The organism is Streptococcus pseudopneumoniae, assembly GCF_038148935.1.
GTDB classification, from domain to species: domain Bacteria; phylum Bacillota; class Bacilli; order Lactobacillales; family Streptococcaceae; genus Streptococcus; species Streptococcus pseudopneumoniae_U.
Window position 1 is genome coordinate 22,736 of sequence record NZ_JBBJZX010000011.1, and the last position, 15,791, is coordinate 38,526.

General features: G+C 40.3%; 10 protein-coding genes. All 10 read right to left on the reverse strand.

Going from position 1 to position 15,791, the window contains the following annotated elements:
* Nucleotides 1-4: 4 nt before the first annotated feature.
* The 10 genes from serB to WKI42_RS02440 all read right to left on the reverse strand — a co-directional run bounded on the left by serB (nucleotide 5) and on the right by WKI42_RS02440 (nucleotide 15,174).
* Nucleotides 5-649: a phosphoserine phosphatase SerB gene (serB, locus tag WKI42_RS02395; RefSeq protein WP_368081080.1), complete on the reverse strand. Its 645-nt coding sequence runs from the start codon at nucleotides 647-649 to the stop codon at nucleotides 5-7.
* 58 nt (nucleotides 650-707) lie between these two features.
* The gene (glgA, locus tag WKI42_RS02400) at nucleotides 708-2,141 is read right to left on the reverse strand and encodes a glycogen synthase GlgA (RefSeq protein WP_368081081.1); all 1,434 of its coding nucleotides are present in this window, start codon (nucleotides 2,139-2,141) and stop codon (nucleotides 708-710) included.
* On the reverse strand, nucleotides 2,138-3,277 hold the full coding sequence (glgD, locus tag WKI42_RS02405) for a glucose-1-phosphate adenylyltransferase subunit GlgD (protein ID WP_368081082.1): 1,140 nt from the start codon (nucleotides 3,275-3,277) through the stop codon (nucleotides 2,138-2,140). The genes glgA and glgD overlap by 4 nt, the downstream gene beginning before the upstream one ends.
* The gene (locus tag WKI42_RS02410) at nucleotides 3,267-4,409 is read right to left on the reverse strand and encodes a glucose-1-phosphate adenylyltransferase (protein WP_368081083.1); all 1,143 of its coding nucleotides are present in this window, start codon (nucleotides 4,407-4,409) and stop codon (nucleotides 3,267-3,269) included. Before WKI42_RS02410 ends, glgD begins: the two co-directional genes overlap by 11 nt.
* Nucleotides 4,399-6,327 (reverse strand): 1,4-alpha-glucan branching protein GlgB, encoded by a 1,929-nt coding sequence (gene glgB, locus WKI42_RS02415; protein ID WP_368081084.1) that lies wholly within the window; start codon nucleotides 6,325-6,327, stop codon nucleotides 4,399-4,401. The genes WKI42_RS02410 and glgB overlap by 11 nt, the downstream gene beginning before the upstream one ends.
* Before the next feature lie 380 nt (nucleotides 6,328-6,707).
* On the reverse strand, nucleotides 6,708-8,987 hold the full coding sequence (gene pulA, locus WKI42_RS02420; protein ID WP_368081085.1) for a type I pullulanase: 2,280 nt from the start codon (nucleotides 8,985-8,987) through the stop codon (nucleotides 6,708-6,710).
* Nucleotides 8,988-9,097: 110 nt separating this feature from the next.
* Complete coding sequence (gene ligA / locus WKI42_RS02425; RefSeq protein WP_368081086.1) at nucleotides 9,098-11,056, reverse strand: NAD-dependent DNA ligase LigA; 1,959 nt, start codon at nucleotides 11,054-11,056, stop codon at nucleotides 9,098-9,100.
* A 92-nt stretch (nucleotides 11,057-11,148) separates the two neighbouring features.
* Entirely contained in the window at nucleotides 11,149-12,327 is a 1,179-nt protein-coding gene (locus WKI42_RS02430) for an MFS transporter (RefSeq protein ID WP_173307038.1), read from the reverse strand.
* A 79-nt stretch (nucleotides 12,328-12,406) separates the two neighbouring features.
* Nucleotides 12,407-13,270, reverse strand: coding sequence for an Rgg family transcriptional regulator (locus WKI42_RS02435; RefSeq protein ID WP_173307037.1), 864 nt, complete (start codon nucleotides 13,268-13,270; stop codon nucleotides 12,407-12,409).
* Between the two features lie 2 nt (nucleotides 13,271-13,272).
* On the reverse strand, nucleotides 13,273-15,174 hold the full coding sequence (locus WKI42_RS02440; protein WP_173307036.1) for an ABC-F family ATP-binding cassette domain-containing protein: 1,902 nt from the start codon (nucleotides 15,172-15,174) through the stop codon (nucleotides 13,273-13,275).
* Between the last annotated feature and the right edge of the window lie 617 nt (nucleotides 15,175-15,791).

Consider the following 15,791-nt stretch of genomic DNA (forward strand, 5'->3'; position numbering starts at 1 on the left):
TCCCTCATTCTAAACAGTCAATCAAAGGTAGAACTTCTAAAAAATCCCTCTTGTCAACATGATTTGGTATTTCTTTTTTGAGTACTTCTTTTGCACAAAAGGCGATTCCTAGTCCCGCTGACTTCAACATCAATAAATCATTGGCCCCATCACCGATTGCAATCGTTCTTTCTTTAGAAAGTTTTAGTTCCTCTCTCCATTGTCCCATAGTCTCTTTTTTAACCTCGGGACTAATAATTTGTCCAACTAATTTCCCTGTTAGAAAGCCACCTTTGACTTCAAGTTGGTTGGCAGAGAAATAGGCAATTCCAAGAGATTTTGCCAATCTTTCAACTATTGGTGTAAAGCCACCGGACACCAGACCAACTAGGATACCATTCTTTTGGAGAATGGAGATGAATTCCTGGGCATTTGGCGATAGATGAATAGTGTTGAAGACTTTATCAAAAACCGAAACAGGAAGACCTTCCAAGAAGGACACTCTGTCTCGTAAACTGCTTTCAAAGTCCAACTCTCCTCGCATTGCCTGACTTGTAATCTGCGAAATTTCCTCCTCACAACCTGCCTCTCTACCCAACAAATCAATCACTTCTTCTAGGATTAAGGTGCCGTCAACATCCATGACACACAAGCCTTTTACTTGAGACATCAGTTCTCCTCTCTAAACAGCCTAAAAATCGTATGAAGTCATCATACGATTTTATCTATTAATTAACTAAACTATGGTACAAGTCAAGATATGACCTGCAGGCTGTATCCCATGAGAAATCACACGCCATAGCTTGTTTTTGTAGGTTTCTCCAAACATCAGGATGGTTTCTATACAAGTCCAATGCTGTTTGGAAAGTCCAATTTAACCAGTAAGGAGATAGATTGTCGAAGCTAAAGCCAGTACCGCTTCCTTCGATTGGATTGAAAGCACGAACGGTATCTCGCAAGCCACCAACTTCATGAACCAATGGCAAGGTTCCGTAGCGCATCGCCATCATTTGAGACAAGCCACACGGTTCAAAACGACTTGGCATGAGGAAGAGATCACAAGCGGCGTAGATTTCTTGAGCTAGTTTGACATCAAAAGTGATATTTGCTGATAGCTTGTCAGGATAAACTTGAGCAAACCATGAGAAAGAGTGCTCAAAGGCTGGATCGCCAGTTCCCAAAAGAACAATCTGAACATCATTTTGCAAGATATGGTGCAGACTTTCGACCACCACATCAAAACCTTTTTGACGTGTCAAACGAGAAACAATTCCCACCAGTGGAACGTCAGCTCTAACTGGCAAGCCAACTCTTTCTTGCAATTTTGCCTTATTTTTGGCTTTTCCAGACAAATCTTCCTGATTGAAATGATAGTCTAAATGAGCATCAGTCTCCGGATTATAAATATCCGTATCAATCCCATTCACGATACCAGATACTTTACCAGACTCCATTCGAAGAATCTGATCCAAGTTACATCCGAACTGACTGGTCATAATTTCATGAGCATAACTAGGTGAAACGGTTGAAACACGGTCAGCATAAAGAATACCAGCCTTCATCCAGTTCAGACAGTTGTTCCAGCGAAGGGTACCATCAGCATAACGCTCAAAGCCAACTCCAAACAAATCCCATAACATTCCTTCTGAAAATTGTCCTTGGAATTCCAAATTATGAATGGTTAAAACAGTTTTTATTCCTTGATAGGCTTGAATCCAACGGTATTTTTCCTTTAACAAGAAAGGAATCATAGCTGTATGGTAGTCATGAGCATGGAGAAGATCAGGGATAAAGTCAATTCTTTCCATAGCCTCAATGGCAGCAAGTTGGAAAAAGGCAAAGCGCTCTCCGTCATCAAAATCACCGTAAACATGACCACGGAAGAAATAATATTGGCTGTCAATAAAGTAGAAGGTTACACCGTTTAAGACGGTTTTCTTAATCCCACAGTACTGTCTGCGCCAACCGACGCTCACCTCAAAATGAAGAACATCTTCAATCTGATTTCCAAATTTAGCCTCTACCATGTCATAGTAGGGTAAAATCACTGCAACTTCATGTCCCGCTTTTACCAGTGATTTAGGAAGAGCGCCAATGACGTCTCCCAAACCACCTGTTTTTGAAAAGGGTGCACCCTCTGCTGCTACAAATAAAATTTTCATGAATGAATATCCTCTGTTACTTTGCTACCTTTCTTAACGACAACTGGATGTTCTGCCGTTCCTCGAATCACAACACCAGGCTCAACTTCAACACCCTTGTCCAAGATAGCATATTCGACCTGAGCACCTTCTCCAATCACAACGCGAGGGAAGAGTAGGCTATCTTTAACCAAGCTATCCTTGTGAACATGAGTATTACGTGATAGAACAGAATTAGCCACTTGACCTTCAATGATACTACCAGACGCAAACTGAGAAGTGCTTACTTTAGATGTGTTAGCATAGTAAGTTGGTTCTTCGTTTTTGACCTTTGTATAAATCTTTTGGTTTGGTGAGAAAAGAGAGTAGAATTTTTGCGATTCAAGCATATCTTTATTAGCTTGGTAATAAGACTCTACAGAGTGAATATTTGCCAGATAACCTGTGTACTCGTAGGCGAAAGCCCCTTCTTTAGTAGCTAAATCACGTAAAACATAGCGCAACTTCTCTGGATGTTCTTTTTTAGCTTCTTCTTCCAATCGTTCAATCAACCAAGGTGTATCAACGACAAAGATATCTGTAGACATATTGAACGTTTCAGATGTTGACTTGCTATCAAAGAGTTTATGAGAACGAACATGGTCTGTTTCATCTACTTCCAAGATTGCGTTCACTTCTGAAATATCTTTCTTAGGAAGTTTCTTATAAACAACTGTAATAGGCCCCTTCGTTGTGTTATGAAGGTGGAAAACTTGGTTCAAATCAATATTAATCAAAACATCACAGTTGAGTGAAACTGTTTGGTTTGAGCCAGAACGTTTTAAATAGGTGAGCAGCTGCTGGTAGTATTCTTTTCCAACTGTGCTACTTTCTACACGGGTATTGTAAATTCCTAGATAGTAATGGCTAAGAAGGGTTGATAAGCCCCACTCGCGTCCTGAACGAATATGGTCAAAGACTGAGCTGATATTATCCTGCTGGAAAATACCAAAGACACTACGAACACCTGCATTAGCAAGACTAGAAAGCGGGAAGTCAATCAAACGATATTTCCCACCAAATGGCAAACTTGCTACTGGACGGTGGTCCGTCAATGTCGACATATCATGAAAACCAACTGTATTTCCTAAAATGGCAGAATATTTATCAATCTTCATCTGTTGCTACCCCCACTACTTCATTATATCCTACAACTTGTACTTCATCTGTTCCATCAATTTCGACACCGTCAGAAATAATCGCACCTTCACCAATAATGGCACGTTTAATCTTAGCTCCTTGACCAATGATAGCTCCACTCATGATAACTGAATCAACAACTTCCGCTCCTTCGCGAACTTGCGCGCCTGTTGAAAGGATAGAATGTTTAACAGTTCCATCAACGAAACATCCGTCTACAACTAATGAGTCTTCCACATCAGCATTTGCCCCAAGGAAGTTTGGTGGTGAAATTAAGTTTCTTGAGTAAATCTTCCATTGACGGTTACGGCTGTCCAAGGCATTCTCTGGAGAAATGTACTCCATGTTCGCTTCCCAAAGCGACTCAATCGTACCAACATCTTTCCAGTAACCTTTAAATTCATAGGCATAGACACTTTCACCTGACTCAAGGTAATTTGGAATGACATTCTTACCAAAATCTGACATATCTACATTGCTCTTTTCAGCAGCAACAAGCATATTGCGCAGACGTTGCCAATCAAAGATGTAAATACCCATAGAAGCCTTTGTAGATTTAGGTTGAGCTGGTTTTTCTTCAAATTCAACAATGCGGTTATTGGCATCTGTGTTCATAATACCAAAACGGCTAGCTTCTTTCAGAGGAACATCAAGAACTGCTACTGTCAAACTAGCATTATTATCCTTGTGAGACTGGAGCATATCATCATAGTCCATTTTGTAGATGTGGTCCCCAGACAAAATCAAGACATACTCAGGATTGACACTGTCGATATAGTCGATATTTTGGTAAATAGCGTGGCTAGTCCCTTCGAACCAACGATTTCCTTCACTTGCAGAATAAGGTTGAAGAATAGAAACACCAGAATTGATACCGTCTAGTCCCCAACTTGAACCGTTTCCAATATGATTGTTAAGAGCAAGTGGTTGGTACTGTGTAATGACCCCAACATTATGAATCCCTGAGTTGGCACAGTTTGATAGGGCAAAGTCAATGATACGGTAGCGCCCACCAAATTGCACAGCTGGTTTTGCGATGCTTTGAGTGAGTTTACCGAGACGAGTTCCTTGCCCACCAGCAAGAATCAAAGCTAACATTTCATTCTTCATTTTCTACTCCTTTTTGGTTTTTACTTGTGACGGTTTTTGCAGATTTCAATCGGCGTTTGATTTTCCAAACACTAGCTCCCATAGCCGGTAGGGTAAAGGTCAAGGTCTGCTCATAATCTTTCCATAGTCCTTCTTGCGTTTGAACAGTTTGATTATGTTCTTTCCAAACGCCTCCCCACTCTTCCAACTCAGTATTCCAGATTTCTTCATAAATCCCTGCAACAGGCAGACCGATTGTAAAATCTCTTCGTTCAACAGGTGCCATATTAAAGACGCAGACTAGCATGTCGCCCTTCTTACCCTTACGGATGAAGGAAAGAACACTCTGGTCTCGATTATCTGCGTCGATAATTTCAATACCATCATAGCTGGTATCGATTTCCCACAGACAGCGGTTGTCTTTGTAAAACTGGTTTAGCTGAGAAGTGAAATACTTCATCTTAGCATTCATTGGGTCTTCTAGGTTAGACCATTCCAACTGTTCTTCGGATTTCCATTCTAGGAATTGACCGTATTCGCTACCCATGAAGAGCAATTTCTTACCAGGGTGACAAATTTGGTACGTATAGAGATTGCGCAAGCCTGCGAATTGATTGTAACGATCTCCCCACATCTTATGCATCATACTCTTCTTACCATGAACCACTTCATCGTGCGAGAATGGCAAGAGATAGTTTTCATTGAAAACATACATAAAGCTGAAAGTCACCAAATTAAAGTCATATTTACGGTAAATAGGATCTTCTTCGTAGAAACGGAGGATATCATTCATCCAGCCCATGTTCCATTTGTAGTCAAATCCTAGGCCACCAAGCTCTTTCATTCCCGTAATCTTGGTTGCAGACGAACTTTCTTCTGCAATCATCATCACATCTGGATATTCTAACTTAATAATGTCATTCAAGCGTTGAAGGAAATAATAACCTTCATAGTTGAGATTTCCCCCATCTTTGTTAGGTGTCCATGGAGCATCATCATAGTCCAAATAAAGCATGTTGCTAACAGCATCCACACGAATACCATCCAAATGATAGACATCGATCCAATGCTTAATACAAGAAATCAAGAAGGACTGGACTTCATTTTTTCCAAGGTCAAAATTGAGAGCGCCCCAACCATAGTTATGAGCCTTATTATGGTCTTGGTACTCAAAAGTCGGTGTCCCATCATAATAGGCTAAGGCATCATCATTGATGGTAAAGTGACCAGGTACCCAGTCTACAATAACCCCAATATTATGGATATGACACTCCTCGACAAAATCTTGAAACTCCTCTGGTCGGCCATAAGCATGCTCTAAAGCGAAGTAACCCATAAGCTGATACCCCCAACTCAAACCTAGTGGATGGGACATCAAGGGCATAAACTCAATATGAGTATAGTTCATTTCAACGAGATAAGGAATGAGTTCATCCTTGAGCTGGGCAAAACTATAAGGACTACCATCAGGATTTCTTTTCCATGAGCCAGCGTGAACTTCATAGATATTGACAGGACGTTCAGCAAAGCCCCAACGTTTTCTTCGTGCCAGCCAAAGTCCATCCCTCCATTTCTTCTCAGGAAGCTCTGTTACGATTGCCCCTGTTCCTGGACGCGCCTCATATCTGACAGCAAAAGGGTCAATCTTCATCAGTTGATGACCATTTTGACGTGTGACATGATATTTGTAAATATGCCCTTCTTGAGCCATATTGGTAAAGACTTCCCAGACCCCAAAGTCATTTCTTACCATTGGAATCTGACCCTCAATCCAGTTGGTAAAATCCCCCACCAAGTGGACAGCCTGAGCATTAGGTGCCCAAACACGGAAAGTATAGCCATACTCTCCATTCACTTGCTCTTTATGTGCTCCTAGATAATGCTGAAGGTGAAAATTCTCTCCTGTCATAAAGGTGCGCAAAGCTTCTCTTTTATCCATAATACCCCCTCTTTTCTGTAAGCGTTTTCTATGTTTTTATTATACTACCTTTTTAGAGAAGATTCAAGTAAATTACTATACTTATTTAAAATTATTTTGAAAATCTACAAAAAGTTCACTTTCTCGTTCAATTGTAAAGCAATATTTTTTCAAAAAAATGTGAAAACGCCTTTCTTTTCTCTACTATAATACCAAAAAGTTCGTATTTTTGCTACCAATATTATTTTTTATAGCAAAAAATAAAACCAGGAAAACAATTTCCTGATTTTACACGTTTGATGAAAATATTTATCAAATTTTCTATACAAGTGAGTTATCAGCTAAGTTCTTTCTATTCGTTCATTTCCAATGATGTGTTAGAATAGCGAGATAGATGGTCTTTATAAAACACTCAAGACAGCTAGACTAATATCGTCTAACACATTGTCTTCTTTTGAACGACTATTGGTTACCAACATAGCTAAATTTCCTGCATTTTCAAATGGATAGGGTTCTGATTTAGCATTCACAACCACCAAGAGATGTTCTTTGCCGTGAACTTCATAGATAAGGCAGCCGCTATGTTCAATCGCAGAATGCACAAAGACATGATGGTAAATTTCATCATAGCTAGAGTAAGAAAAGGCACCAGTTTTTGTCTTCAATCGGATGACTTGACGGATAAACTCAATACTATCTTGACGCTCATTGATCAAATCCCAGTTGACTTGGTTCACACTGTCAGGAGCATTATAGCTATTCATCGCACGCTCTCTATCATCATGGGTCAACTCACCATTCTCACCAGTCGCAACCAGTTTGGTACGACCAAATTCTTGACCGATTTCCATAAAGGCCATTCCTTGCATGAGCAGATTCATGGCTGTGGCTGTCTCAACCTTGCGCATGATTTGTTCTGAACTTTGGTCTGGATGAAGGGTTGCCAATAAATCGTGAAGATTGTAATTGTCATGGGCTTCCACATAGTTAAGCACCTGATTTGGATGTGTATAGGTTCCTAATTCACGACTTCCTAGGATTGCTTTAGCTAGAATTGGCTCTGTCGCAGCACCACTGACAAAACCTGATTTGATAGCACCGTAAACTTCTCCACCTTTGACAGCATCACGCTGATTGTCATTAAAGAAACCAATATTTGGCATTTCGTAGGCGTTGTCTTTCTTAGCCTTATCATAAGGGGCAAGACCTGTTCCCATATCCCAACCTTCTCCATAGAGGATAATGTTAGGGTCAATTTCATCCAAACTCTGACGAATCATCTGCATGGTCTTGACATCATGAATCCCCATCAAGTCAAAACGGAATCCGTCAATATTGTATTCCTGCACCCAGTATAGAAGAGAATCAATCATATACTTGCGAAACATTTCGTGTTCACTGGCTGTTTCATTTCCAACACCCGTTCCATTCTGGAAGGTACCGTCTGGATTCATACGATAATAGTAATCAGGGACAGTTGTTTGGAAAGGTGCATCAACAACTGAAAAGGTATGGTTATAGACCACATCCATAATGACACCAATACCCGCATCGTGGTAAGCTTGAACCATGGTCTTCAAATCGCGAATGACCTGAGCTGGATCATCTGGATTAGTTGAAAAACTAGTTTCTGGCGCGTTATAGTTTTGTGGGTCATAACCCCAGTTGTAGGTCACATTCCCGTCCTCATCGTATTCTTTGTGACGGTCTGCAATTGGTTGCAACTGAACATAATTGTAGCCCAACTTCTTGATATGATCAAAAGCAGTTGACTGACCGTACTGGTTAACCGTTCCAGTCTGAGCAGCACCCAAGAACGTTCCTCGAAGATGTTCATCCACACCTGAGGTCGGTGATTGGGTCAAATCACGAATATGCATTTCACAAATAACTGCCTTACATGGATTTTCCAAACGCCAAGCAGCATCAGAACCATGCTTGACCTCGAAATTTTCGACTTGTTTTTCTGCATGGCTCAGAATAGCAGAACGTTTGCCATCAGGGCTGGTCGCTATTGTATAAGGATCACGTGTCAGTGTTTCGTGATGAGGGAATTGGACTTGATACTGATAAGCCTTACCAGTCAAATCTTCCTCAACATCCAAACTCCAGACCCCAATAGTATTGTCCTTATGGTTATAAGAGTAGCGATTACCTCTCTCCATATCAAAAGTCTTCCAAACAGGCGCATCATTAGCAGCTGATTCATAAACAACCACCTGCACTTCTGTCGCTGTTGGTGACCAGAGGGAAAAATGAGCCTGATTGTCCTCTACATGGCAACCCAATTCCCCTTGGTAACCCCAATGATGGTCAAAACTAGCGCTGTTAATGGCCTTATCAAAGGCAAAAGGATTTTGATTTTTATAGAAAGGACTGGCAATAGCAGGATTTTCAGAGTAATAAATCCGATCATCGCCTTCCAAAATCCAGACCTCTGTTAAGAGGGGATAGTGATTAAAACGGATAGCATATTCTTTACTGATTTGGCCGGTATGAACCACAAAATTCAAGCTTTCTAAGGGATGAACACTTGGGTGTTCAAAGCTAAATAAGGCACCAAAATAATCTTCTTGGTAAGTTAGTAAATCAATTCGTTGATCCTGGCTTTTTACAAAAGAGCAAGTGTCATATTCACCATTCTTGCGATGGTAATGAATGCGCATAGGGTAGGTATACATTTTTATTTTTCCTTTTTATTTTATTTCTGTTTCACTAATAAATTCTTGACCGATTTTGTCCCGATTAACAAATATTGTCATTCTATCTAAACTCTATTTTTAAAAGATCATTACAAACTTTCTAGCCATGCCTCGTCTCTAACCTCAATACCAAGTTCTTGTGCCTTTTGAAGTTTACTTCCAGCATCTGCTCCTGCCACGACGAGGTCGGTCTTTTTAGACACACTGCCTGTTACCTTGGCACCCAGACTTTCGAGTTTACTTTTGGCTTCTGAGCGCTTGAGACGTTCCAATTTTCCAGTCAATACCACGGTCAAACCTGACAAGGCTGCATCCGCTACTACTGTCTGACCTTTATAGTCCAGATTGACCCCAGCTTCTTTTAATTCTCTGAGAAGAATTTCAGAGCCTTCTGTAGCAAAGTAAGTCTGAAGACTCTTGGCAATCACACCACCCAGGCTTTCAATACTAGCCACTTCCTCTGGATCTGCCTGAGCCAGATTTTCGATTGAGAGAAAATGTTGAAGTAAAAGCTGACTGGCCTTACTGCCGACATGGCGAATCCCTAGTCCAAACAAGAGTTTTTCAGCAGAGTTTTCCTTAGATGCTTGAATGGCTTGATACAATTTAGCAGCGGACTTTTCCTTGACCCCCTCTAAAAGGAGAAAATCTTCCTCTTGCAAACGGTAAATATCCGCTACATCCTTGACTAGATTGGCAGCAAAGAGCTTCTCAACAATAGATGGACCAAGGCCTGTAATATTCATGGCATCTCGAGAAGCAAAGTGGATCAAACCTTCCATGATTTGGGCAGGGCAACGCGGATTGATACAACGGAGAGCCACTTCATCTTCAAAGTGCAACAAATCAGAATTACAACTTGGACAGTTTGTAGGGATATCCAGTTTCTCTTCAGAAACCCGTTTGGACTCTACCACTCGTAAAACAGCAGGGATGATGTCACCAGCCTTATAGACGATAACCGTGTCGTCTTTGCGGATATCTTTTTCAGCAATATAATCCACATTGTGCAGGGTCGCACGGCTAACAGTTGTTCCAGCTAGTTGAACAGGGGTTAGATTTGCAGTTGGGGTTACAACACCCGTACGGCCAACTGTCCAATCAACTGATAAGAGTTGAGCTTCTTTTTCTTCAGCTGGGAACTTGTAAGCCACTGCCCACTTTGGAGCCTTAACAGTAAAACCAAGTTCTTCTTGGTCTGCTAGGTCGTTGACCTTAATTACCACTCCATCGATATCATAAGGCAGATTGTCCCGTTCCTCTCCTACTTCTTGAATAAAATTCCAAATCTCATCCATGCTTTCAGCCAGAATTCGTTTAGAATTGACTACAAAACCAAGTTGTTCTAGGTGCTTCAAAACCTTTTCTTGGCTGTCACGAGTTGAAGGGCTGGCTTCTTGATAGAGGAAAGTCGCAAGATTACGCTTGGCAACTACTGCTGTATCCAGCTGACGTAGTGTGCCTGCCGCCGCATTACGGGGATTGGCAAATTCAGGCTCTCCATTTTCTTGGCGAGCTTGATTAACCTGGTCAAAAGAAGCGCGTGGCATATAACATTCCCCACGAACTGTGATATCTAGTTCTTCTGGCAAAGTTAAAGGAATGTCTTTAACACGCTTAAGATTTTCTGTGATGTTCTCCCCAACAGAACCGTCTCCACGTGTTGCACCTGCAACTAAAATCCCCTTTTCATACGTCAGCGAGATAGATAAGCCATCGATTTTCAGCTCACAAATATAGGTTGGATGAGCCACTTCCTTACGAACACGCGCATCAAAAGCTTCAAGCTCCTCACGTGAAAAAGCATCCTGCAAACTATAAAGAGGATACTGATGACTGTATTTTTCAAAACCATCTAAAACCTTGCCACCAACACGATGGGTCGGACTGTCTGCTAATACTTGATCTGGATAGGCAGCCTCCAACTCAACCAACTCACGGTAAAGGCGGTCATACTCACTGTCTGAAACCGAGGGATTATCGCTAGTATAGTACTCAGTCGCATAGCGATTGAGCAAGGCGACTAACTCATTCATTCTTTTATTCATAAGACCATTTTACCATAAAACAAGCCCTCCTCACAAACGAGAAGGGCGGAAAAAATACTTAGATTGGAATTATTTTTAAAACTCAAACAGACTTATGTCTCTTTTTCAAAATGAGTCCGAACATATCCGAGAGCTAAGAAAGATAAGGCTACAACTCCAAGTCCAATAATCAAGAAAGAAGAGAGATGTACACTTGGCAAGACTGTCATAAATCCTTTTGCAATAGGCATAAATAGAATAGCTAAGGTAAAAATTGTACTCAGTACTCTCCCAAGAAATTCGCTCTCAACCTTGGTTTGTACTTGAGTAAAAAAGTGAATATTAAAAATCGTCATAAACAATTCACAAACTAAATTTCCAGAAAAGGAAAGAAAAGTTGGCAGTGGTAATCCCATCATAAAAACTCCGACACCTGTCAAAGCTAGTAAAATCAAAAGATTATAAACATTAGCTTTAATTTTACTAGCTAGAAGAGCCCCAATGATGGAACCAATAGCCCCCATAGTTAAAATACTTGCATAGGCTCCTTCTGACCCGTAAAGCTGATTCGAAAAGGGGAGGAGAAATTCAAAAGCGGCAAAAAAGAAATTAACGCTGGAAGCTACCAGCAAAAGGAAGAAAATTTCTTGCTGATGCCAGATATAGTGTAACCCATCCTTGATATCTACAAAAATATCTCTCCCAGTAAAAGCCTTTTTCTCTTGAACTTTTGCTTCCTCTTTTGGAAGAAAAGCCACTAGAACAAAAGCAATGAAAAAAGTCAGCGAGTCTAGCAGTAGCGTCATATGGAGACTTGTAAACTGTAAAACAAGGAAGGAAAGAACAGGAGAGCTAACACCTACAACCTGCAAAACCAGCTCTAAGCGAGAGTTATAGATCACAATCTCATCTTTCTCAACAACCTCAGTTATAATAGCTTTATTTGCCGGTCTAGAAAAGGCAAAAGCAATCGCCTGCACAATATTAGCCCCAATCAAAGCTCCAATCATCCAGCTGTCATTCCTTATGAAAGAAATAGCCAGACAAAGAATCCCACAAACAAGGTCTGTCACCATTAAAATCTTACGACGAGAAAATCGGTCTGAAATGACTCCACCAAAAGGATTTACGAGAATAGATGTGAAGAGTTCAGAAATCTGATACATTCCTAAAACTGTCTGTCCGATAGTCCCTATGGAAGCCAACCAGACACTATTTCCATAATCATAGAGCATATTCCCTATCTTGTTAACAGCTCCACGACTAATCAACTGTACGGCATAGCGATTCATATAAAAACTCCTCTCAAATTTTGAAACTATTGTATCAAAACCGAAAGGAGCTTTTTATTTTTTCCCTTATTTGGGAAAATTAATCTTTGACAAATTTTTCGTAATGTTCTTGATAGTAGGCTACTTGCTCTGGGAGACCTAGCACGTCAAAAATATGCATGGCCTCTTGCATCTGGCTACAACCTTCTTTACACTTTCCTTTTTGGTACAAAGCAAAACCTTTTAAGTAATGTAAAATATTCCGTTCATACAGACTAATGTTTTTACCAATAATCTTCTCTGTATAAGCCTCAAAATAGCTAGCATTGTCAAAAGAAAAATACTCTAAACAATGCTGGTAACAATTGAGGGCCAAAATCAACACCAATCTCTTATGGCGACCAATCTCTTGGTAAAATTCCTCCCTCTCCATGACTTCTCTACCAATCCGAGTTACATAGTCCACATCGTAGAAACTATAAAGGTTACCGAAAAGAATCAACTCATACATGGTCCATTCTTCTGTTTTGAAGAGATAATCTGCCACCTTATCCAAATCATCTTGCTTCATATCATAACTCGAATCTCTTTGACAAATCAGACCCTGTAGCAAAATCCAGTTCAGCTCAAAATAAAGAGGATTGGTCGAACTCTTAGCCTTTTCAAGTTGTTCTCTTTGAAGCTTTTGAAAACCTGCAATATCATTTGAGTAGTAAAGCGGAATAATTTGTCCCATCAGGGCAACATGTTCATGATTGTGAAAATTTCTTGCCTTATCCATGAAATTTTCGATTGTGACATGAATATTATCCAAAATCTCAAAGAACCGTGAGACTGCTAGGTCAGACTCCCCAAGCTCAAAGCGAGATAACTGAGAGGTAGAGCAAGACTCCCCTGCCGCCTCCTTTAAAGAATAATTTCCACTTGTTCGAAATTCACGAAATACTTTTCCAAGATGTTCCATCTTTACACCTGCTCTGATAATTCTTCCCACTCAAGCATAGCTTCTTCCTGACGATGGCTGATTTCATCCAGCTCTGCCTGCAATTCCATGAGTTTGTCGGCATCGTTTGTTTCCAACATTTGTTCAGAAATGGCTTGACTTTGACTTTCTAACTCTTCAATTTCAGCTTCTAGACTTTCTATTTGTCGCATGAGCTTACGAACTTCTTTTTGACTTTCTTTCTGAGCTTGATAGTCATTGACTGGACTTGCTTCTGTTGCTTGATTGCTGGTTGAAGCTTCCTCAGTCTGGCTCATTTCTATTTCTGCTTTCTTCTCAACATAGTAGTCGTAATCTCCCAAGTAGAGAGTCGAGCCATTCTCAGACAATTCAAGTACATGAGTTGCTACACGATTGATAAAGTAACGGTCGTGGCTGACAAATAGAAGAGTTCCATCAAAGTCAATCAAGGCATTTTCTAGCACTTCCTTGCTATCAATATCCAAGTGGTTAGTTGGCTCATCCAGAATCAAGAAGTTGTTGTTCTCCATAGACAGTTTAGCTAAAAGTAAGCGAGCTTTTTCGCCACCTGACAGCATGCCTACTGATTTTTTAACATCATCTCCTGAGAAAAGGAAAGCACCTAGACGATTGCGGATTTCAACTTCAGGTGTCAGTTTAAAATCATTCCAGAGTTCATCAAGGACCGTATTACTTGCTGTCAGCTTACTTTGAGTTTGGTCATAGTAACCCACCTCCACATTAGCGCCAAATCGCTTCTCTCCCTTGATAAAAGGAATCTGGTCCACAATTGACTTGATAAAGGTTGACTTTCCAATGCCGTTTGGTCCAACAATAGCAACAGCGTTCATCTTACGAAGGTCTAGATTGATAGGCTCTGACAATATTTCCCCGTCATAGCCAATAGCTGCATTTTCGACAGTCAGAACAACATTACCAGACGTTTTTTCCGACTGGAAAGTCATATTGGCTGATTTCTTGCCAGCTTCTGGCTTGTCCAAACGCTCCATTTTTTCCAGTTGTTTGCGACGCGATTGAGCACGTTTGGTCGTTGAAGCTCGGACTAGATTGCGATTGACAAAGTCTTCCAGAGCAGCGATTTCCTTTTGTTGCTTTTCATAGTTTTTTGCTTCAGTAGCTAGCTTCTGCTCCTTTAATTCGACAAAACGAGAGTAATTACCCACATAGCGATCCAAGGAATGCTTGGTCAAATCTAGCGTAATTGTCGCAACCTTGTCCAAGAAATAACGGTCGTGGCTGACAATAATGAGCGCGCCGCTATAATTTACCAAGTAATTCTCTAGCCAGGCAATAGTTTCAATATCCAAGTGGTTGGTTGGCTCGTCCAAGACCAAGAGATTGGGCTTTTCAAGGAGCATTTTGGCTAGAGCTAAGCGAGTATTTTGCCCACCAGAAAGCTCAGCAATTTTCATCTGCCACATAGACTCGTCAAACTTGAATCCATTCAAAATCGCTCGAATATCAGCTTCATAGGTAAAGCCACCTGCCTGACGAAAATTTTCAGATAAGCGGTCGTAATCTGACATCAGTTTATTCAAATCCTCACCAGACTTTTCACCCATCTCCAGCTCCATCTGACGCAGTTGTTTCTCAGTCCGACGCAAGTCATCAAAGACATGAAGCATCTCATCGTAGATGGTATTTTCAGACTCAAAACGGCTATCTTGGGCTAGGTAAGATAGAGAAATATCTTTTTTCTTATTGATTTCTCCACTAGTTGGCTCCTCTTCTCCAACCAAAATCTTCAAAAGAGTAGACTTTCCTGCACCATTTTTCCCAACAAGGGCTATCCGATCACGTTCATCAACTTGTATGTTAATATTATCAAAAAGAACCTCTCCTGCAAAAGAACGTTCAATTTTATTAGCTTGTAAAATAATCATACAAGTAGTATAGCATGTTTCCCTAAGGCATTCAAGATAATGGTAAGTATTTTAGCGAAGGATATGCAACATAAAATAAATTATGTAAAATTTGTGTTATATTCCTTCGCTATCTTGTTGGATTTTCTAACCAGCTAATCTTGCTTCAAATAGTTATCGCACAAGTCTATTATTTAATTCTTTTCATTATATACGTACGTATAGCAAATTGAAATAAGATGAGAACAAATCGATTGGGAAAGTAAAATTAATTTCTATAAATGTTTTAGAAATTGTTTCGTACTATTTTAGATTCAACTACTATATATACAATATTTTCGGAGTATTCAACTTTTTAACTCTATTTATTACTAGATTATTCCCCCCTTCGCTCCACTTCCATTACAGAAGTTTCCTCACTACTATGGGCTCGGCTGACTTCTCATGATTCGTTGTTACTACGCTTTCAGCGCTCATGATACCTCGCGGATAAGTCGTACATCTTTCCTAGTTTATACAAGATATGAGGACGTTAGAAGGTTACAGTGAAAATAGGAAATCTGACGCAGAGTCTTTAGGCACTAGGAAGATTTATCTTTTTCACACAAACCTTAGTCCGAATTCAATTACTCTCATGA